Annotated in this window: 20 protein-coding genes and 1 tRNA gene; 7 read left to right on the forward strand and 14 right to left on the reverse strand. The window is 70.0% G+C overall.

Going from position 1 to position 16,697, the window contains the following annotated elements:
* Window positions 1-7 precede the first annotated feature (7 nt).
* Together VPH43_RS18125 and VPH43_RS18130 are read right to left on the reverse strand one after the other, a co-directional pair.
* Entirely contained in the window at window positions 8-277 is a 270-nt protein-coding gene (locus tag VPH43_RS18125) for a hypothetical protein (protein WP_328579141.1), read from the reverse strand.
* Between the two features lie 87 nt (window positions 278-364).
* On the reverse strand, window positions 365-1,018 hold the full coding sequence (locus VPH43_RS18130; protein WP_328579142.1) for an NAD(P)-dependent oxidoreductase: 654 nt from the start codon (window positions 1,016-1,018) through the stop codon (window positions 365-367).
* Between the two features lie 98 nt (window positions 1,019-1,116).
* Here VPH43_RS18130 and VPH43_RS18135 point away from each other — a divergent pair, with 98 nt between their 5' ends.
* Complete coding sequence (locus tag VPH43_RS18135) at window positions 1,117-2,016, forward strand: LysR family transcriptional regulator (RefSeq protein WP_328579143.1); 900 nt, start codon at window positions 1,117-1,119, stop codon at window positions 2,014-2,016.
* Here VPH43_RS18135 and VPH43_RS18140 read toward each other — a convergent pair whose 3' ends face one another.
* The 7 genes from VPH43_RS18140 to VPH43_RS18170 all read right to left on the reverse strand — a co-directional run bounded on the left by VPH43_RS18140 (window position 2,017) and on the right by VPH43_RS18170 (window position 8,567).
* Complete coding sequence (locus VPH43_RS18140) at window positions 2,017-3,186, reverse strand: alpha-hydroxy acid oxidase (RefSeq protein ID WP_328579144.1); 1,170 nt, start codon at window positions 3,184-3,186, stop codon at window positions 2,017-2,019.
* Between the two features lie 72 nt (window positions 3,187-3,258).
* A complete protein-coding gene (locus tag VPH43_RS18145; RefSeq protein ID WP_328579145.1) occupies window positions 3,259-4,191 on the reverse strand; it encodes a LysR substrate-binding domain-containing protein in 933 nt (310 codons plus the stop codon).
* A 29-nt stretch (window positions 4,192-4,220) separates the two neighbouring features.
* Entirely contained in the window at window positions 4,221-4,670 is a 450-nt protein-coding gene (locus VPH43_RS18150) for a group I truncated hemoglobin (RefSeq protein WP_328579146.1), read from the reverse strand.
* 11 nt (window positions 4,671-4,681) lie between these two features.
* The gene (locus tag VPH43_RS18155) at window positions 4,682-5,605 is read right to left on the reverse strand and encodes a DUF3034 family protein (protein WP_328579147.1); all 924 of its coding nucleotides are present in this window, start codon (window positions 5,603-5,605) and stop codon (window positions 4,682-4,684) included.
* Window positions 5,606-5,743: 138 nt separating this feature from the next.
* On the reverse strand, window positions 5,744-6,427 hold the full coding sequence (locus tag VPH43_RS18160) for a plastocyanin (protein ID WP_328579148.1): 684 nt from the start codon (window positions 6,425-6,427) through the stop codon (window positions 5,744-5,746).
* Between the two features lie 95 nt (window positions 6,428-6,522).
* Window positions 6,523-7,761 (reverse strand): DNA polymerase IV, encoded by a 1,239-nt coding sequence (dinB, locus tag VPH43_RS18165; protein WP_328579149.1) that lies wholly within the window; start codon window positions 7,759-7,761, stop codon window positions 6,523-6,525.
* Window positions 7,758-8,567, reverse strand: coding sequence for a tyrosine-type recombinase/integrase (locus VPH43_RS18170; protein WP_328579315.1), 810 nt, complete (start codon window positions 8,565-8,567; stop codon window positions 7,758-7,760). Before VPH43_RS18170 ends, dinB begins: the two co-directional genes overlap by 4 nt.
* A 177-nt stretch (window positions 8,568-8,744) precedes the next feature.
* Between VPH43_RS18170 and VPH43_RS18175 the strand changes: the two genes are divergently transcribed.
* Together VPH43_RS18175 and VPH43_RS18180 are read left to right on the forward strand one after the other, a co-directional pair.
* Window positions 8,745-9,071 (forward strand): hypothetical protein, encoded by a 327-nt coding sequence (locus tag VPH43_RS18175; protein ID WP_328579150.1) that lies wholly within the window; start codon window positions 8,745-8,747, stop codon window positions 9,069-9,071.
* Window positions 9,072-9,146: 75 nt separating this feature from the next.
* Window positions 9,147-9,617, forward strand: a complete 471-nt coding sequence (locus VPH43_RS18180; RefSeq protein ID WP_328579151.1) for a YybH family protein — start codon at window positions 9,147-9,149, stop codon at window positions 9,615-9,617.
* A 25-nt stretch (window positions 9,618-9,642) separates the two neighbouring features.
* Here VPH43_RS18180 and VPH43_RS18185 read toward each other — a convergent pair whose 3' ends face one another.
* The 3 genes from VPH43_RS18185 to VPH43_RS18195 all read right to left on the reverse strand — a co-directional run bounded on the left by VPH43_RS18185 (window position 9,643) and on the right by VPH43_RS18195 (window position 12,625).
* Window positions 9,643-11,016 (reverse strand): TolC family outer membrane protein, encoded by a 1,374-nt coding sequence (locus tag VPH43_RS18185; protein WP_328579152.1) that lies wholly within the window; start codon window positions 11,014-11,016, stop codon window positions 9,643-9,645.
* Window positions 11,017-11,219: 203 nt separating this feature from the next.
* On the reverse strand, window positions 11,220-11,873 hold the full coding sequence (locus VPH43_RS18190) for a protein-L-isoaspartate O-methyltransferase family protein (protein WP_328579153.1): 654 nt from the start codon (window positions 11,871-11,873) through the stop codon (window positions 11,220-11,222).
* Window positions 11,874-11,923: 50 nt separating this feature from the next.
* Window positions 11,924-12,625: a TetR/AcrR family transcriptional regulator gene (locus VPH43_RS18195; RefSeq protein ID WP_328579154.1), complete on the reverse strand. Its 702-nt coding sequence runs from the start codon at window positions 12,623-12,625 to the stop codon at window positions 11,924-11,926.
* Window positions 12,626-12,712: 87 nt separating this feature from the next.
* Between VPH43_RS18195 and VPH43_RS18200 the strand changes: the two genes are divergently transcribed.
* Both VPH43_RS18200 and VPH43_RS18205 read left to right on the forward strand, forming a co-directional pair.
* Window positions 12,713-13,330, forward strand: coding sequence for a hypothetical protein (locus VPH43_RS18200; RefSeq protein ID WP_328579155.1), 618 nt, complete (start codon window positions 12,713-12,715; stop codon window positions 13,328-13,330).
* A 57-nt stretch (window positions 13,331-13,387) separates the two neighbouring features.
* Complete coding sequence (locus VPH43_RS18205) at window positions 13,388-14,209, forward strand: undecaprenyl-diphosphate phosphatase (RefSeq protein ID WP_328579156.1); 822 nt, start codon at window positions 13,388-13,390, stop codon at window positions 14,207-14,209.
* Between the two features lie 13 nt (window positions 14,210-14,222).
* Here the strand turns inward: VPH43_RS18205 and trmB are convergent, their stop codons facing one another.
* Both trmB and VPH43_RS18215 read right to left on the reverse strand, forming a co-directional pair.
* Window positions 14,223-14,918 (reverse strand): tRNA (guanosine(46)-N7)-methyltransferase TrmB, encoded by a 696-nt coding sequence (trmB, locus tag VPH43_RS18210; protein ID WP_328579157.1) that lies wholly within the window; start codon window positions 14,916-14,918, stop codon window positions 14,223-14,225.
* 32 nt (window positions 14,919-14,950) lie between these two features.
* Window positions 14,951-15,024: transfer RNA gene (locus tag VPH43_RS18215), tRNA-Gly, on the reverse strand.
* Window positions 15,025-15,088: 64 nt separating this feature from the next.
* On the opposite strand from VPH43_RS18215, the gene VPH43_RS18220 reads away from it, so the two are divergent.
* Together VPH43_RS18220 and VPH43_RS18225 are read left to right on the forward strand one after the other, a co-directional pair.
* Complete coding sequence (locus VPH43_RS18220) at window positions 15,089-16,045, forward strand: GGDEF domain-containing protein (protein ID WP_328579158.1); 957 nt, start codon at window positions 15,089-15,091, stop codon at window positions 16,043-16,045.
* 49 nt (window positions 16,046-16,094) lie between these two features.
* Entirely contained in the window at window positions 16,095-16,628 is a 534-nt protein-coding gene (locus tag VPH43_RS18225; RefSeq protein ID WP_328579159.1) for an ECF-type sigma factor, read from the forward strand.
* The last annotated feature ends 69 nt before the right edge of the window (window positions 16,629-16,697 follow it).

Here is a 16,697-nt window from a genome sequence, read left to right on the forward strand (position 1 = left end):
CAGGCCTTCAGCGGGGCAGCGCGTCCAACCAGTCGCAGCGCAGACGCCCGCTCGCATGCAGGTGCCGGCGCAGCTTGACGTAGCCGGCCGGCACCAGCATCAGCCCGGTGCAGGCCACCAGGCCGTAGAGCTGCCACAGCAGCAGCTCCGCCGGCACGCCCAGCCAGCCCATCAACCACAAGGTGAGCACCGCGTCCCAGGTGTGGAACTCGATCGGCCGCTCGCGCTTGTGCGACACGTGCCATTGCTTCACGGCGGACAGTTGATGAAGGGTCATGGCGCTTCTCCACGAGGCTGCCGACGCCATCGATGGTAGGCGCCTGTCAGCTTGGTGTCAGCAAACTTCGCACCTTGACCCGCCCTGTCAATTCGCCACAGTGAAACGGCGGCGCGAGTGCCGCGGTGTCTCCAGTTCGTCGACGATGGCCACCGCCAGGTCCTGCACCGAGATGCCGGCCGGCTGCGCGCCATTCATCAGCAGCTGGTCACCGCCCAGGCGGTACTGGCCGGTGCGCTGGCCCGGCTGCAGCAGCGCCGGTGGCGAGACGAAGGTCCAGTCGAGTTCGGTCTCTTGCGCGATGGCGGTCAGGGCGTCGCGCGCGGCGCGGGCACCCGGCACCACCTCGGGCGGCACGTGCTTCGGGAAGTCGGGCGTGTCCACCAGTTGCAGTCCCGGTGCCACGTAAAGGCTGCCGGCACCGCCCACGACCAGCAGGCGCTTCACGCCGGCGCGCTTGACACCCAGGGTGATGGCGGCGCTGCCGCGCAAGAAGCTGTCGTAGAGGTCCGGTGCGCTCCAGCCCGGGTTGTAGGCGCTGATCACCGCCTCATGGCCTTCCACCGCCTGGGCCACCTGGGCGGCGTCCTGCGCGTCGGCCTGCACCGGATGCAGCCGGTCCTGCGCCGCCAGCTTGCCGGGCTGGCGCACCAGCGCCGTGACGGTGTGCCCACGCTGCAGCAGTTCTTGCAGCAGCGCCGAACCGACGAACCCGGTGCTGCCAATCAGTGCGACCTTCATGTGATGTCCTTGTTGGAAGAGGAGTCGCAACATTAGGTGGTTCACAATGCGGCCACTAGCCGGGCTCTGAAGACAACTTCGTTAACTCCAGCTTCACAATGGACGACTTCAAGCGCATGGCGGTGTTTGCCGCGGTGGTGCGACAGCGCTCGATGAGCGCGGCGGCGCGCCAGCTGGGGCTGAGCACATCGGCCGTCAGCCAGCAGATCCGGCGGCTGGAGCGTTCGGGTGCGGTGACGCTATTGCACCGCTCCACCCGCAAGCTCACCCTCACCGACGCCGGGGAGCGCTTCTACGCCGAATGTGCTGCCATGGTGGAGGCGGCCGAGCGGGCCCAGCACCAGCTGCAGGCCTCGCGCGATGCCCCCAGCGGCGAGCTGCGGCTGTCAGCCCCGGTGGGTTTTGCGCGCCACGTGGCGCCGGCCCTCGGCGGGCTGCTGGCGGCGCACCCGGCGCTCACGCTGCGGCTGCAGGTGGACGACGCCCACATCGACCTGATCGAGGCGCGCATCGATCTCGCAGTGCGCTTCGGCCGGCTGCCTGATTCCACCTGGGTGGCGCGCCGGCTGTGCCACTTCGCCTTGTGGCTGTGCGCGTCGCCCGCCTACCTGCGCGAGCATGGCGAGCCCACGACCCCGCAAGATCTGCTGTCCCATCACTGGCTGGGCTTTGCACGCGAGCGCGGGCCGATGCTGCTGCAGCTGGGCGGCCCGGACGCCGCGGCGCAGGTGCTGCGCCTGGAGCCGCGCATCACCAGCAACAACCAGCTGTCGCTGCAGCAGATGTGCGCGGCCGGACTGGGCCTAGCGGTGATGGGCAGCCTTGACGTGCAGGACGACCTGCAGGCCGGCCGGCTGGTGCGGGTGCTGCCCGACTGGAAGGTGCCGCCGCTGGATGTGTGGGCGGTCACGCCGCAACGCGACGCGCAGCCCGCCAAGGTGCGGCATGCCGTCACCGCGCTGCACGACTACCTGCTGGCGCAGCCGGGCGTCGAGTGACTACACGCTGAACAGCTCCGGCGTGGGATAGGTGCCGGGCAGCAGGATGCTCTTGTCCACCTGCCGGATGTCGGTGCGGCCGCAGAAGGCCATGGTGAGGTCCAGCTCCTTCTGGATGATCTGCAGCGCTGTGCGCACCCCTTGTTCACCCATGGCGCCCAGGCCGTAGAGGAAGGGCCGGCCGATCAAGGTGCCCTTGGCGCCCAGCGCCACGGCCTTGAGCACGTCCTGCCCCGAGCGGATGCCACCGTCCATCCACACCTCGATCTGCGAGCCCACTGCGTCCACGATGGCCGGCAAGGCATTGATCGATGAAGGCGCGCCGTCGAGCTGGCGCCCGCCGTGGTTGCTGACGATCAGCGCATCGGCGCCGGAGTCCACCGCCAGGCGCGCGTCCTCCGGGTCGAGGATGCCCTTGAGCACCAGCTTGCCGCCCCAGCGCTTCTTGATCCATTCCACGTCGCCCCAGTTCAGGCGCGGGTCGAACTGCTGGGCCGTCCAGGTGGACAGCGACGACATCTCCGTCACGCCCTTCACATGGCCCACGATGTTGCCGAACTGGCGCCGCTTGGTGCCCAGCATGCCCAGGCACCAGCGCGGCTTGGTCGCCATGTTGAGCAGGTTGGCGACGGTGAGCTTGGGCGGCGCCGACAGGCCGTTCTTCAGGTCCTTGTGGCGCTGGCCGAGGATCTGGAGGTCCAGCGTGAGCATCAGCGCGGAGCACTGCGCGGCCTTGGCGCGGTCGATCAGGCGCTCGATGAAGTCGCGGTCGCGCATCACGTAGAGCTGGAACCAGAACGGCGCCTTGGTGTGCGCCGCGATGTCCTCGATGGAGCAGATGCTCATGGTGGACAAGGTGAACGGCACACCGAGCGATTCGGCCGCGCGTGCGGACAGGATCTCGCCGTCGGCGTGCTGCATGCCGGTGAGCCCGGTGGGCGCGAGTGCTACCGGCATGGCGACGTCCTGGCCCACCATCTGGGTGCGCAGGCTGCGGCCTTCCATGTTCACTGCCACGCGCTGGCGCAGCTGGATGCGTCGGAAGTCGTGCTCGTTCGCTCGGTAGGTGCTCTCGGTCCAGGAGCCGGAATCGGCGTAGTCGTAGAACATGCGCGGCACGCGGGCCTTGGCCAGCAGGCGCAGGTCTTCGATGGTGGTGATCACCGGCATGGGGCTTGTCTCCTCGTCAGTCGCTTGAAGGCGATGCTATCGAGGCGGGCCGGCCCGCAGGCGGAAAAATCCTCAGGCCGCGCCGGAAAGCCGCGCCTGCAGCAGCGCGAGCGCCTCGGCGGCGCTGCGTTCGCAATGCGCGGTGAGCCATTCGCAGAAGGCGTCTGCGGCTTCGGAGGCGCCATGCTTGAGCAGCACGTACTGCTGCCGGGGCACCGCGGTGATGTCGAACAGCGGCCGCAGCGTGCCGCTGCCCAGCCAGTGGCGAGCCAGCGTGGGGCGGGCCAGCGCCACGCCCTGGCCGCTGACCGCGGCCTCCAGCGTGAGGCCCAGGTCCACCAGCTTCGGCCCTTGCGTGGGCTCCGGCCAGTCCAGCCCGGCTGCCTGGAACCAGGGTGTCCAGGGTTCCAGCGGGGTGCGCAGCAGCGGCGCCGCGCTCAGGTCGGACGGCCGGCGCAGCGGTGGCAGGCGGGCCAGCAGGCCCGGCGCGGCCACCGGCACCACCACGTCACGCATCAGCGGGCTGGCGCCCTCGGGCAGCTGGCGCAGGTCGGCCGTGCGCACCTCCACATCGGCCTGCGGGCCCGCGCTGTCCAGGAACGGAATGGAGAGCACCACCTCCAGCTCGATGTGGCCGTGGTTCGCGGTGAACGATTCGAGCTGCGGCACCAGGATCTGGCGGGCGAAGGTGGGCGTGGCGCGAACGCGCAGGCGCTGCTGGCGCTGCACGTCGCGCCGGTGCAGGGGCACGGCGGCCAGCAGGCCGAGCGCAGCACCCACCTGCTGAAGGTATTCCTTGCCCGCCGCGGTGAGCGCCAGGGCCTTGGCGCTGCGGCTGAGCAAGGCGGTGCCCAGCAGCTCTTCCAGCGTGCTGATGCGCTTGCTCACCGCGCTGGCGGTGACGTGCAGTTCCTCGGCCGCGCGCTCGAAGCTGCCCAGCCGCGCCGCCGCTTCGAAGGCGCGCAGCGCGTCGATGGACGGGTAGCGCACGTCAGGGGCCGGCATGCGCGCACTCTATCCCAGGGCGCCGGGCGTCAAGGTGTGTTGACGATGTCGCGGTGCATGGGCGCCAGCCTGGCGAGCAGCCGGTTCTGCGCGCTGAACGGGATGCCTTGGTCGTCCATGGACCGCTGCAGCACTTCCACCAGTGCATTGAAGGCCGCGCGGTCGATCGCCAGGTGCTCGTGCACCTGCTTCATCGGCGGGCCCTTGAGCTCGCACGGGCCGCCGGCCAGCTGGCACACCTGGTCCACCAGCTGAGCCTTCACATGGGCCTGGTTCACGTCCTTGAAGAAGGGTCTGGTGCGTGGGTCGGCGAGCAGGCGCAGCATGAAGTCGTCCATCAGCAGGGCCACTCCGCGCTGGCCGCCCAGTGCCTGGTACAGCGTGTCGTCAGCCGGCGTGGCCTGGGCAAACGCCTGCGGGCCGGCCAGGCCCAGGGCCAGGGCGAACAGCAGCGCTCGAAGATGCAAGACGGTGCGCATGGGGGTGGACCTCACAAGGCGACCTGCAGCGACAGATAGCCGCCGCGCTGGTGCGGGTGGCCAACGATGTTCCCGAGATCCAGGTATGCGAGCGTCAGCGACAGGTGCTTGCTGGGCGCCCAGGCGATGAACACATCCTTCCAGTCGTCCTCCCGGAAGGCCGGGCCGGCGAACGCCAGGTTGTCGGGCTTGAAGCGATATTCCGCGCCCAGCGCCAGGTCGCGTCGCAGCAGCCAGGCGGCGGACACCTCCGGCTGCAGCCGGTAGCCGCTGTGCTGCGTACTGCCGAAGCCCAGCAGCCCGTTCTGGTTGGCCCGCGTGGCGCGCAGGGTGCCGTTGAGCAGCAGGCCTTGCGCCAGCAGCAGCTTGGTGGCGCTGGCGTAGAGCTCCGCACCGCTGCGTCGGGCGTTCACGCTGTCCAGCACGCCACCCACGGCGGCACCCGGCGACAGGTGCTTGTAGAGCGCACCGATGGCCAGCTGGGGCATCCAGCGGTCGCTGTCCAGGACGGCATCACCCGCGACGCGCCACTTGGCGCCCACGATGGTCTGCCGCAAAGTACTGCCCGGCACCACCACGCCGGCGTCAAAGGACTGCTGGGCCAGCGACAGCTCGAGCCGGTCGTTCCAGCCGACGGCGACACCGGCCGTGTTGAGCGCGTAGTCGCGCGTCACCGCGCGGCTCCCATGCACGGTGGCGCCCAGTTCGCCCTCGGTGGCGTAGCTGGCGGTGGTGGCCCAGGGGGTGAGGCCGCCGCCAGCGGCCCCGTCGATGCTGCTGACACCGCCGGTCAGCAGCAGCTTGCCCTGGCCACCGATGCGCAACGGCGACGCGTTGTTGTCGCCTCCCGCCAGCGCTTGCGGTGGCGCGGCCAGGCCAAGGCACATTGCGGCCGCCAGCGTGCAGCGGCGCAGGGCAAGGGGGCTGGGCGTCATGGGCAATCCCGGGTGAATGGAGGTCTCAACCGCGGTACGTGCGCCGCACCGCGCTGGATGCACCTTGGGCGCGGCTGGCGGTGGCGGGTGTGCGGTTGTACCGATCCGGACGCTGACGCCTTGGTCAGCGGCTCGGCTTCAGTAGTTGTTGCTGTCGCGCGCCGCGGGGGTGTTGTTGCGGCGGCGGGGGGTGAAGTTGAGCTTGGCCTCCGCGCTCAGCGGCGCCGCAGCCACCTGCACCTGCACCGGCGCCTGGTCGGTCAGCTGGTCGGGATGCCACAGCCGCAGCTCGGCCTGGCCTTCGGGCACACCCTCCACGGTGGCACGGCCGTTGGCATCGGTCACCGCGTACCACGGTGTCAGGCTCACGAAGACATGGCCGCGCATCGAACCGTGCAGGTGGCAGCCGAGCGCGATGACACCCGGCACGTCCATCTTCAGGTCGTTGCTGGCTTCCTTGCCGCCGGCGGCGGCCGGCATGCGGATCTCGAACTGCTTGGCCGGCGCCACCGTGCCCAGCGGGCCGCCGGGCAGGGAGCGCACATGGTGGTCGTAGGCGTCCTTGTTGACGAAGCGCACCGTGCCGCCCACCGGCACCACCGACACGTAGGGCATGAACTTGATGTCCTTCTGCGCGATGACAGCGGGCGCTGGCAGCGGCTGGGGCGTCCACGACGCGGTGGGCTGCAGCAGCACAACCGTGTCGGCCACCGGCTTGCCGTCGGCGGACTTGACGGTGACTTGCACCGACCCGGCCATTGCGGCGGTGGCGCCACAGGCCAGGAGCAGGCTGGAGACAAGGCGGTACTGGTGGGTGTTCATGCGCGGCGATCATACGGAGCAGCCTGCCCAGCGGGCAGGGTGGAACTCCGTGCATCCAGCCGGCGTGTGAAATCGTGGCGGTATCCGGGTGGGGCTCAGAACAGGGGCAGCTCCGGGTCGGGCTCGCGCACTGCATGGGCGGTGGCCGCGCTGTCCGCGCTGGCGTAGGCCTCCAGCGTGCGGGTGCGCCGCGCCAGCGAACCGGCGCGCACGCCCAGCAGGCGAAGGCGGCGGCTCAAGTCCACACGCTTGAGGCACTGGCCGGCCGCGCGGCGGATGGCGGGCAGGTCGCACACCGGCTGGGGCAGGGTGAGGTCGCGCGTGACGGTCTTGAAGTCGTCGAAGCGCAGCTTGATGCCGATGGTGCGGCCCATGTAGCCCTTGCGCTGCAGGTCGCCGGCCAGCTCCTCGCACAGCTCGGTGAAGATGCGCGACAACGTGGCCCGGTCGCGCACCGCATGCAGGTCGCGCTCGAAGGTGGTTTCCCGGCTCATGGACACCGGCTCGCTGTGCGTGACCACCGGGCGGTCGTCGATGCCATGCGAGGCGTCCCACAGCCAGGCGCCGTAGCTGCGGCCAAAGCGCTCCACCAGCCAGTGGCGCTCGCAGGCGGCCAGGTCGCCGATGCTCCGGATGCCCAGCGCGGCCAGCTTGTTGCCGGCCTTGGGACCGATGCCGTTGATGCGGCGCACCGGCAGCGGCCAGATGTGGCGCTGCAGGTCCGCCGCAGTGATGAGCGTGAGGCCGTCGGGCTTGTCCAGGTCGGAGGCGATCTTGGACAGCAGCTTGTTGGGCGTGACGCCGATGGAGCAGCTCAGGCCCGTGGCACGGTGCACGCTGTTCTTGATCTCCTGCGCCACCGCGCGCACACCGCCCAGCCGGTCGTGGCCCACTGCCTCACGCACCCCGGGCACGTCGGTGAGGTCGATGTAGATCTCGTCGATGCCGCGGTCCTCGATCAGCGGCGCCACCTCGGCCACCGCGGCCTTGAACAGGCGCGAATAACGCCGGTATTCGTCGAAGTCGGTGGGCAACAGCACGGCGTCGGGCGCGAGCGCGGCGGCCTTCATCAGCCCCATGCCGGAGTGCACGCCGAGGTCGCGTGCCGGGTAGGTGGCGGTGGTGATCACGCCGCGGCCGGTGTAGTCGCGCAGGCGGGCGAAGCGCCGGCTGCCGTCGGCCTGCAGCTCCGGCTGGTGGCGCCGGCCGCCGCCAATGACCACCGGCTGGCCCCGCAGCTCGGGATAACGCAGCAGCTCCACCGAGGCATAGAACGCATCCATGTCCAGGTGCGCGATCCAGCGCGTACCGGACGTGGGTGCAGGCGGGTTCATGCGCGCATTCTGAGCGCTGCGCGGGCAGGCGGTGCCTGCGGGCGGCCACTGCCGACGCGCGCCACGCGCCAGGGCGCGGCCGGCTCCTCCACACCGCCGGACCGTGGCAGGCCGGTCCATCCCAGCTGGCGCGCCAGCGTGTCGTCGTCGTCGTCCGTCGGCGGCAGGGCGTCGTGCACACTGCGCCGCCGATAGGCGCGCACATGCCGCGGCGCCGGTGCGCTGACCTCATCCGGGGGCGCGGTGGTGGGCTCCGCTGGTGGCTGCCCCATGCCGGGCGGCGCTGCATGGGCGGCGTGGGCCTCGCGCAGTGTGTGCGCGCTGGCGCGCTGGCTCAGGCCGCAGCGCGCCATGGCGGACGCAAGATCGCGCACAAACCGCGCTTCATGCAGGTGCTGGCGCCGTGGCCCGCCGCGGCGCGGGTCGCGCGAAACCACCGGGGACGGAAACAACCACTGGGTGGCCCAGGGCGCGGCCGGGTGATGCGGCTGGGGCTGCCACAGGTGCGTCGGAGCCGGCTCCACCTGCGGCCGCTCGGCACGCCAGCGCCACTGGACCGCGGCACACTGGGTGCCCAGCAAGCCGTGCAACGCGGGCGGCAGGGGCAGCTCCCGATGGGCCATGCCGGTGCTGTCGCGCAGTGTGATCACCTGACGGTCGAAGTCGATGTCCTGGATGCGCAGGCGCACCGCCTCGGCCAGCCGCATGCCGGTGGCGTAGAGCAGCCGGGCCAGCACGGCGCTCTCGCGACAGCTGGCGCCACCCGGCCGCGCCAGGGTCTGCAGCACGCGCTCCACGTCTTGCACGCTCAATGCGTGGGGTTGGTGGGCTGGCGGAAGGGCGGGGCCCTTGTTCACTGGGAGGTTTCCTCGTGTACTGTATTTGCATCCAGTTTATCGGCGGCATGCCTGGCCCGCAAGCACGCTGGTGAAGCCGCACGCGCATCAGAGTGAACCGATTCCGCGGCGCGAGGTCGACGTTCCATGGCCGCTCAAAAGCCTCCTCACGCCGACACGCGCAAGTACCGTTTCGTGCCATACCCGCGCGGCGGCGACGACACTGGCGTGATCGCCTGCGCCATCGCGGACGATGCCATCTGCGTCCAGTTCAGGAACGGCGTGGGCTACGTGTACTCGTACGCCTGCCCGGGCCGTGTGGAGGTGGAGCAGATGAAGATGCTGGCGCGCGCCGGCACAGGGCTCACGACGTTCATCTCCCAGCAGATCCAGCGTCGTTACGAAGCCACCTGGGAGAAGGCGGAGGTGGAGCGGCTGTTGCGTGCCAGCCGCCGTTCACGCGCCGTCGCGTGAGCCCTTGTCCTGGCCGCCCTGACACGCCCGTTTGTCACTACCATCCGGCGACCTCGTCAACGGCCGGAGATTCCCATGACACTGATCCGTCGTTCGCTATTGGGCGCTGCCATCGCGGCCTGGGCGCTGGCGGCCTCCGCGCAGGACAAACCCGTGGACACGCAGGCCTTGCGCCAGCAGGTGTTTGCCGCCGAGCGCGCCTTTGCCAAGACCATGGCCGACCGCGACCTGAAGGCCTTCGCGAGCTTCGTGGCCGAGGACACGGTGTGGTTCTCCGGCCCGACGCCCTTGCATGGCCGGGACGCGGTGGTGGCGTTCTGGAAGCGCTTCTTCGAAAAGCCGCAGGCGCCGTTCTCGTGGGAGCCGGACCAGGTGGAAGTGCTGGACTCCGGCACGCTGGCCCACAGCAGCGGGCCGGTGCGCGACCCCGAGGGCAAGGTCTTCAACCGCTTCAACACCGTGTGGCGGCAGGAATCGCCCGGCGTGTGGCGTGTGGTGTTCGACCGCGGCGACACGCCCTGCGACTGCGCCGCGAAGAAGCCCTGAGCCGGCGCGCGGCCCTCGGGTCGCCTTACTTGGCGAGCAGCTGGTTCACCGCGCCCAGGTCGCCGGGCGTGAGCGTGCCGGCCGCCTGGCGCAGCTGCAGCTCGCGCATCAGCACGTCGTAGCGGGCCTTCGCGAGGTCGCGCTGGGTGACGAAAAGCTGGTTCTGCGCGTTCAGCACATCCAGGTTCACGCGCACGCCGACCTTGTAGCCGAGCTGGGTGGCTTCGAGCGCCAGCTTGCTGGACGACTCCGCCGCTTCCAGCGCCTTGACCTGCGCGATGCCGGACTGCACGCCGAAGTAAACGGTGCGGGTGCGCTGAGCGGCGTCGCGGCGGGCGGCTTCGAGGTCCTGGCGCGCCTTTTCTTCCAGGCTCAGGCTTTCCTTCACTTGGTTCTGCACGGAGAAGCCGGAGAAGATAGGAACGTTCAGCTGAAGTCCCAGGGTGGCGTTCTTGGTCGTGCCGGCTGAGTTCTGGATGTTCGGGGCGGACCCCCAGGCGTGGTTCGTCCCCGCGTTGGCCACCAGGGCGACCGTGGGCAGGTGCCCGGCGCGGGCCTTGTCGGTCTCCAGACGCGCCACTTCCACATCCAGCGTGGAGCGCCGGATTGCAGGATTGGACGCGGATGCCATGCCGACCCACTGCTCCGGATCGTTCGGCACCACGGCCGGCAGCACGGCGGGCACCGCCAGCGGCTTGGGCGTGACGTTGCTGCGGCCGACCAACTGGTCGAGCGCGATGCGTTTGGTCCGCAGGTCGTTGTCGGCCACGATCTCCTGCGCCGTCGCCAGGTCGAACCGGGCCTGCGCTTCGCGGGTGTCGGTGATGGTCGCGGTGCCCACTTCGAAATTGCGCTTTGCGGACGCCAGCTGCTCGGTGATCGCTGTGCGGTTCGCGCGTGCGGTGGTCAGCGCATCCTGCGCCCCCAGCACATCGAAGTACGCCTGCGACACCCGCACGATGAGATCCTGTTCGGCGGCGTCCAGCGCGATCCGCGCCTGCTCGCGGCGCCTGTCGGCCTGCTCGATGGTCACGCTGGCTGCGCGATTGAACAATGCCTGGCTGCCGCTGATGGTCACGGCCGTGGAATTGGTATTCAAGCGGTCCGGAGTCGTGACCCCAGGCGCCACCGTCTTGGCGGTATCGAAACTTTCAGTGCGGCCGGCCGAGGCGGTGCCGTTGATGTTGGGGCGCAGCGCTGCCTTGGACCGCTCCGCCGCAAACTCCGCCGATTCCGCCTGCGCCCGCACCGACAGGTACGTCGCATCAAAGGCCCGCGCCGCGTTGTACAGCTCGACCAGGTCCTCCGCCTGCACGGTGGTCTGCAGCCCACCCAGCGTGAGGGCGAGCGCAAGGGGCAGCAGCCGTGCGGACAGCACGCGGGAACGCTTCAGCGACATGGGTTTTCCTTCGGGGCTTTGTTTGTCTTGGGGTAGCGTGACGGCGGGCCGACCTCCATCGACCCTGGGGATCCGTGCCGCCGGCGAGGTTATAGACGCACTCCCGGCCGCGTCGCACCCGGAATGCGACAGCCTGCCGACTTGGCGCCCCGTGATGACAAATACCGGCGATGGGCTGCGCCCGGGCGGGACGGTGGCGTCATTCAGAACTTGAACCGCGACGGTTCGGCAAAACCATGCAGGCGCGGCCCGACGGTGTCGAACAGCACCTTGTGCTCGAAGGTGGCCTCGCCGGTGCGGGTGATCAGCACCGCGCGCATCACCGGCTCGAAGCCGACGATGGCGGCCAGCCGCCCGCCCTGCTTGAGCTGCTGCAGCAGCGCGGCGGGCACCTCGGCCACCGAGCCGGAGAGCAGGATCGCGTTGAAAGGCGCCTCGCCTGGCAGCCCCTGCGCACCGTCGGCCTCGTGCACCTGCACGTTGAAGACGGCCGCACGCTTGAGGTTGTGGCGCGCCAGCTCGGCCAGTGCCGGCTTGCACTCCAGCGTGTGCACCTGCTGTGCGCGGTGGGCCAGCAGCGCGGCCATGAAACCGGAGCCGGTGCCGATCTCCAGCACCTTCTCATGCCGGGCGACCTTCAGTTCCTGCAGCAGGCGGGCTTCCACCTTGGGGGCCAGCATGCACTCGCGTTCAGGCAGCGGCACCTCGGTGTCCACGAAAGCCAGGGCCCGGTAGGCGTCAGGCACGAAGTCCTCCCGCTTGACCGCCGCCAGCAGCTGCAGCACGCCGTCGTCGAGCACGTCCCACGGACGGATCTGCTGCTCGATCATGTTGAAGCGGGCTTGTTCGATGTTCATGTGAATCCTCGTGTCCTCGGGCGGGGTGGCGTCAATCGCAACCCGCCATTTTATTTCGCGCCCTCGACGGCACCGGCCGGGCGCGGCAGCTCCAGGCCGCGCAGCACCAGCTGCATCTGGGTCTGGATGAAACTCTCCGCGTCCATCTCCATGCCCTCCAGGCCGCACGCACCCAGGGAGTGCTTGTGCATGGCCAGGAACAGCACCGGCGCGATCAGCGCATGCACCACGTCGCGCGCGGGCAGGGGGCGGAACTCGCCGCGCCGCATGCCACGCTCCACCGTGCGGCCGAGCAGGGCCTGCGAGGGCTTGACCACCTCGTCGACGTAGAACTGGGCCAGCTCGGGGAAGTTGCGCGCCTCGGACATCATGATCTTGAAGATGCCCGACGCCGGCGTGTTGCCCACCCGGTTCCACCAAGCTTCCATCAGGCAGGAGAGCAGATCCGAGGTGCTGCCTTCGAAGCCGTCGACCAGGCCCTGGCCCTCGGCGATCAGGGTGGACAGGTTCTGCCTCACCACGGCCTTGAACAGCTCCTCCTTGCTGGGGAAATAGAGGTACAGCGTGCCCTTGGACACGCCCGCGCGCATGGCCACCTCTTCGGAGCGGGTGGCGGCAAACCCCTTTTCAACGAAGAGCGCGAGCGCCGCCTCCAGCAGCTCCTGCGGGCGCGCCTCCTTGCGGCGCTGGCGGGCGGTGCCGGCCTGGGCGTCGGTGGAGGGGGGCGGCGGGGGTGTGGGCAATGCGGACATGGATCATCTTACTGACTGACTGGTCAGTAATGTAGCAACCGAGTGCATCGGGGTCAACGGCTGCGCGCGGCGCCGCGTGGAGCTGGCATGCCCATCCCTTGCGCCGCCTCCAGTGCCCTGCCTGGCATCACGCCTGACAGTCCGCATCCGAACCTGCACCGGCGCTGGCTGTGTGCGGCCCCGCTCTCGGCGCTGCTGCTGGCGAGCGCCGGCTGTGCCAGCTTCGCGCCGCGCAGTTTCACCCTGAGCGAGGCGGAACTCACCCGCCTGCTGGCGGGCCACTTTCCGCTGACCCAGCGCCTGGCGGAGGTGGTGGATGTCACGGTGACCTCGCCGCGCGTCTGGCTGATCCCCGAGCGCAACCGCCTGGGCGGCAGCTTCGACGTCCATGCATTGGAGCGCCTGTTCGGCCGCGCGGCGCAGGGCAAGCTGGCGATGGACTGTGCCCTGCGCCTGGAGCCGGCGGACGACTCCATCCGGCTCACGCAGGTGCGGGTGCAGCAGCTGCAGATGGAAAGTGGTGGCGCGGCCCTGCCGATGCAGGCCCAGCGCATCGGCACGCTGCTGGCGGAGCGGGTGCTGGACGAGATGGCGGTCTACCGCCTCAAGCCCCGGCAAGCCGAGCGCCTGCATGCCGCCGGCCTGCGCGCTGGGGCCATCACCGTCACCGCGCAAGGGGTGGAAGTCGCGCTGGCTGCGCGCTGAAGTGGCCCTCATGCCGCGTCGGTATCATCCGGCGCTTCGCGTCGTACGGGAGTGGTGGTGGATCTGATCTTGCTGGCCAAGGCGGCCGTGATGGGGCTGGTGGAAGGGTTCACCGAGTTCCTGCCGATCTCCTCCACCGGGCACCTGATCCTGGCCGGTGCCTTGATGGACTTCAACGACGAACGCGGCAAGCTGTTCGAGATCGTGATCCAGTCGGCCGCCATCCTGGCCGTGGTGTGGGAGTTCCGTGCCCGCATCGCCGGCGTGCTGGGCGGCCTGGGCAGCGATCCCAAGGCGCGGCAGCTGCTGGTCAACGTGGGCATCGCCTTCCTGCCGCTGGCGGTGTTGGGCCTGGTGTTCGGCAAGTTCCTCAAGGCGCATCTGTTCAACGCCCCCACCGTGGCCGTCACCTTCATCCTCGGTGCCTTCGTCATCCTGTGGGCCGAACGGCGCCACCACGCCGTGCGCGTGCAGACGGTGGATGAGATGAGCTCCCTGGACGCGCTCAAGGTGGGCATCGCGCAGTGCTTCGCGCTCATTCCCGGCACCAGCCGCTCCGGCGCCACCATCATCGGCGGCATGCTGTTCGGGCTGTCACGCCAGGTGGCCACCGAGTTCACCTTCTACCTGGCGATCCCCACGCTGGGCATCGCGTCCATCTACTCGCTGTACAAGGAGCGCGCGCTGCTGACGGCCGATGACCTGGGCATGTGGGCGGTGGGCATGCTGGCCGCGTTTGTGTCGGCCTTCCTGTGCGTGCGCTGGCTGCTGCGCTACATCGCCACCCACACCTTCGTGGCGTTTGCCTGGTACCGCATCGCCTTCGGCCTGATCGTGCTGGCCACCTGGTGGACCGGAACGGTCGTCTGGGCGGACTGAAGAAGGCGCGCCTTCAGCGCTTCTCGAACACCAGGTCCCACACGCCGTGGCCCAGCTTGAGGCCACGGTTCTCGAACTTGGTGAGTGGCCGGTAGTCGGGGCGGGGTGCATAGCCGTCTGCGGTGTTGCGCAATGCCGGCTCGCCGCCCAGCACCTCCAGCATCTGCTCGGCATAGGGCTGCCAGTCGGTGGCGCAGTGCAGGTAACCACCGGGCGCAATGCGTGTCACCAGTGCGGCCACGAAGCCCGGCTGCACCAGGCGCCGCTTGTTGTGCTTCTTCTTGTGCCACGGGTCGGGAAAGAAGATGTGCACGCCGGCCAGGGACTGCGGCGCGATCATCTTGTCCAGCACCTCCACCGCGTCGTGCTGCACGATGCGCAGGTTGGCGAGGCCGCGCTCGCCGATGTGCTTGAGCAGCGCGCCCACGCCCGGCGTGTGCACCTCCACGCCGATGAAGTCGGTGTCGGGCCGCATGGCGGCGATCTGCGCCGTGGCATCGCCCATGCCGAAGCCGATTTCCAGCACCACCGGCGCCGTGCGGCCGAACACGGCCGGCAGGTCCAGCGGCTCGGCCTGGAACGGCAGCACGAAACGCGGCCCCAACTCCGCCAGCGCCCGCTGCTGGCCCGTGCCCATGCGGCCCGCGCGCAACACGAAGCTGCGGATCGCACGCGGGTGGGCTACAGAGGGCGGCGCTGGATCGGTCATGCAACAAAAACGGCCCCGAAGGGCCTGCGATCTGGAGCGGGTGAAGGGAATCGAACCCTCGTATGAAGCTTGGGAAGCTGCCGTTCTACCATTGAACTACACCCGCATTGGGCGCAGATTATAGGCAGAGGGCCGCACAATGGCGGCTCGAAGACCGCACAGGCCCGCCCATGTCCACCGAACTGTCCGCTCCCAAGCCCTTGCGCCTGCTGTGCGTTGTCACACGGGCCGACGCGGCCTGGGCGGCCCGCCTGGCCGCACTGGAAACCTCCCCCTGGGGGCCTTTCGTGCTGGAGCGCTGCGCCGACCACGAAAGCGCGGCCGAGCGCCTGGCGCAGGCGCCGGTGGATGCGGTGCTGGCCGGCCTGCCGGTGGCCAGCTGGCCGGGCCTGCCGCAGACCGCGCTCAACGCGGCGGTGGTGCTGGTGGCGCCCGAAGCACCGCAGCCCCATGCCGTCACCCGCCTGCTGAGCCAGGGGGTGCAGGACGTGTTGCCGGTGGCCGAACTGCACGGCGATGCACTGCCACGCGCCCTGCGCCTCGCGGTGGAGCGCAAGCGCATCGAGCGCGAGGCGCGCAAGGCCTACGCCACCGACCTGGCCACCGGCCTGCCCAACCACATGCAGCTGGCCGAACACATGAGCCACCTGCTGGCCCTGCGCGAGCGCGAGCCCGCACCCATGGCCTTGCTGGTGCTGCGGCTTGAAGGCCTGGCCACCACCGAGGCGCGGCTGGGGCGCGAGTCGGCCAACGTGCTGCGGCGCAAGGTGGCGGTGCGGCTGCGCGCCGGTGTGCGGGCCTCGGACGTGGTGGCCTCGCTTGGCATCGATGCCTTCGCGGTGCTGCTGTCGGCCATTGAGGAGCCTTCGCATGCGCACCGGGTGGCGCAGAAGCTCGCCAATGCGCTGCACCAGCCCTTCAACGTGGCCGGCCACAGCGTGGGTGTGGCGGTGGGTGTGGGCGCGGCGCTGTATCCCGCCGACGGCAAGCAGGCGGACGCCCTGCTGCGCCGTGCCAGCGGCGCCGCTGCCATGACACCGGCGGTGGGGCGTGCCGGTTTCGCCAACCACGGTGAAAGCGGCACGCTGCCCCAGGCCGCCAACGACGACGACGGCTCGCTGGCCTGAAGCCCTGCGAGGGATTGCCCTCGCCATGGCGCCACGTTATATCGGCCCCATGGACCAAGCACCTGCCGCGCCTTCGCCGGATGCCGCGCCGGCGTTCCCGGCCGACCTGTATCGCCAACTGCGCATCCTGGCGCGCGCACGCCTGCGCCATGGTGGCCGGCAGACGCTGCTGGATACCACGGCGCTGGTGCACGAAGCCTATTTGCGCATGAGCGCGGCCGGCCTGGCCGCGTCGGAGCGGCGCGCGCTGCTGGCGTATGCCGGCCGCACCATGCGCTCGGTGATCGTGGACTTCGCCCGCAAGCGCCAGGCGGACCGCCGGGGCGGCAGCGCAGGGAGGGTGACGCTCACCGAAGGGCAGGCGCCTGCCGCGCCCACGGCCGCCGAGCAGGTGCTGCACGTGCACGAGGCCCTGGTGGCGCTGGAAGCACTGGACGAGCGCCTGGCGCGGGTGGTGGAGCTGCGCTACTTCGTGGGCCTGTCCGAGGCCGAGATCGCGCAGGCGCTCGAGGTGTCGGAGCGCACCGTGCGGCGCGATTGGGAAAAGGCCCGGCTGCTGTTGCAGCGCGAGCTCCTCGTCTGAGCGGCTGCACCACGTCCCCAACCATGGGGATGGTGGGGTAGCGGCTGCGGGCGTACACCGGCTGGCGCC

Source organism: Ideonella sp. BN130291, assembly GCF_036231905.1.
In the GTDB taxonomy this organism is placed as follows: Bacteria; Pseudomonadota; Gammaproteobacteria; order Burkholderiales; family Burkholderiaceae_C; genus CAMLIZ01.

What these genes read in the sequence shown, in the direction of transcription:
- VPH43_RS18195 (WP_328579154.1), bottom strand. Translation starts at nt 12,625, where the DNA reads ATGTCCGCATTGCCCACACCCCCGCCGCCCCCCTCCACCGACGCCCAG.
- VPH43_RS18155 (WP_328579147.1), bottom strand. Translation starts at nt 5,605, where the DNA reads ATGACGCCCAGCCCCCTTGCCCTGCGCCGCTGCACGCTGGCGGCCGCA.
- VPH43_RS18160 (WP_328579148.1), bottom strand. Translation starts at nt 6,427, where the DNA reads ATGAACACCCACCAGTACCGCCTTGTCTCCAGCCTGCTCCTGGCCTGT.
- VPH43_RS18130 (WP_328579142.1), bottom strand. Translation starts at nt 1,018, where the DNA reads ATGAAGGTCGCACTGATTGGCAGCACCGGGTTCGTCGGTTCGGCGCTG.
- VPH43_RS18200 (WP_328579155.1), top strand. Translation starts at nt 12,713, where the DNA reads ATGCCCATCCCTTGCGCCGCCTCCAGTGCCCTGCCTGGCATCACGCCT.
- VPH43_RS18225 (WP_328579159.1), top strand. Translation starts at nt 16,095, where the DNA reads ATGGACCAAGCACCTGCCGCGCCTTCGCCGGATGCCGCGCCGGCGTTC.
- VPH43_RS18145 (WP_328579145.1), bottom strand. Translation starts at nt 4,191, where the DNA reads ATGCCGGCCCCTGACGTGCGCTACCCGTCCATCGACGCGCTGCGCGCC.
- VPH43_RS18220 (WP_328579158.1), top strand. Translation starts at nt 15,089, where the DNA reads ATGTCCACCGAACTGTCCGCTCCCAAGCCCTTGCGCCTGCTGTGCGTT.
- trmB (WP_328579157.1), bottom strand. Translation starts at nt 14,918, where the DNA reads ATGACCGATCCAGCGCCGCCCTCTGTAGCCCACCCGCGTGCGATCCGC.
- VPH43_RS18150 (WP_328579146.1), bottom strand. Translation starts at nt 4,670, where the DNA reads ATGCGCACCGTCTTGCATCTTCGAGCGCTGCTGTTCGCCCTGGCCCTG.
- VPH43_RS18190 (WP_328579153.1), bottom strand. Translation starts at nt 11,873, where the DNA reads ATGAACATCGAACAAGCCCGCTTCAACATGATCGAGCAGCAGATCCGT.
- VPH43_RS18125 (WP_328579141.1), bottom strand. Translation starts at nt 277, where the DNA reads ATGACCCTTCATCAACTGTCCGCCGTGAAGCAATGGCACGTGTCGCAC.
- VPH43_RS18180 (WP_328579151.1), top strand. Translation starts at nt 9,147, where the DNA reads ATGACACTGATCCGTCGTTCGCTATTGGGCGCTGCCATCGCGGCCTGG.
- dinB (WP_328579149.1), bottom strand. Translation starts at nt 7,761, where the DNA reads ATGAACCCGCCTGCACCCACGTCCGGTACGCGCTGGATCGCGCACCTG.
- VPH43_RS18185 (WP_328579152.1), bottom strand. Translation starts at nt 11,016, where the DNA reads ATGTCGCTGAAGCGTTCCCGCGTGCTGTCCGCACGGCTGCTGCCCCTT.
- VPH43_RS18135 (WP_328579143.1), top strand. Translation starts at nt 1,117, where the DNA reads ATGGACGACTTCAAGCGCATGGCGGTGTTTGCCGCGGTGGTGCGACAG.
- VPH43_RS18140 (WP_328579144.1), bottom strand. Translation starts at nt 3,186, where the DNA reads ATGCCGGTGATCACCACCATCGAAGACCTGCGCCTGCTGGCCAAGGCC.
- VPH43_RS18175 (WP_328579150.1), top strand. Translation starts at nt 8,745, where the DNA reads ATGGCCGCTCAAAAGCCTCCTCACGCCGACACGCGCAAGTACCGTTTC.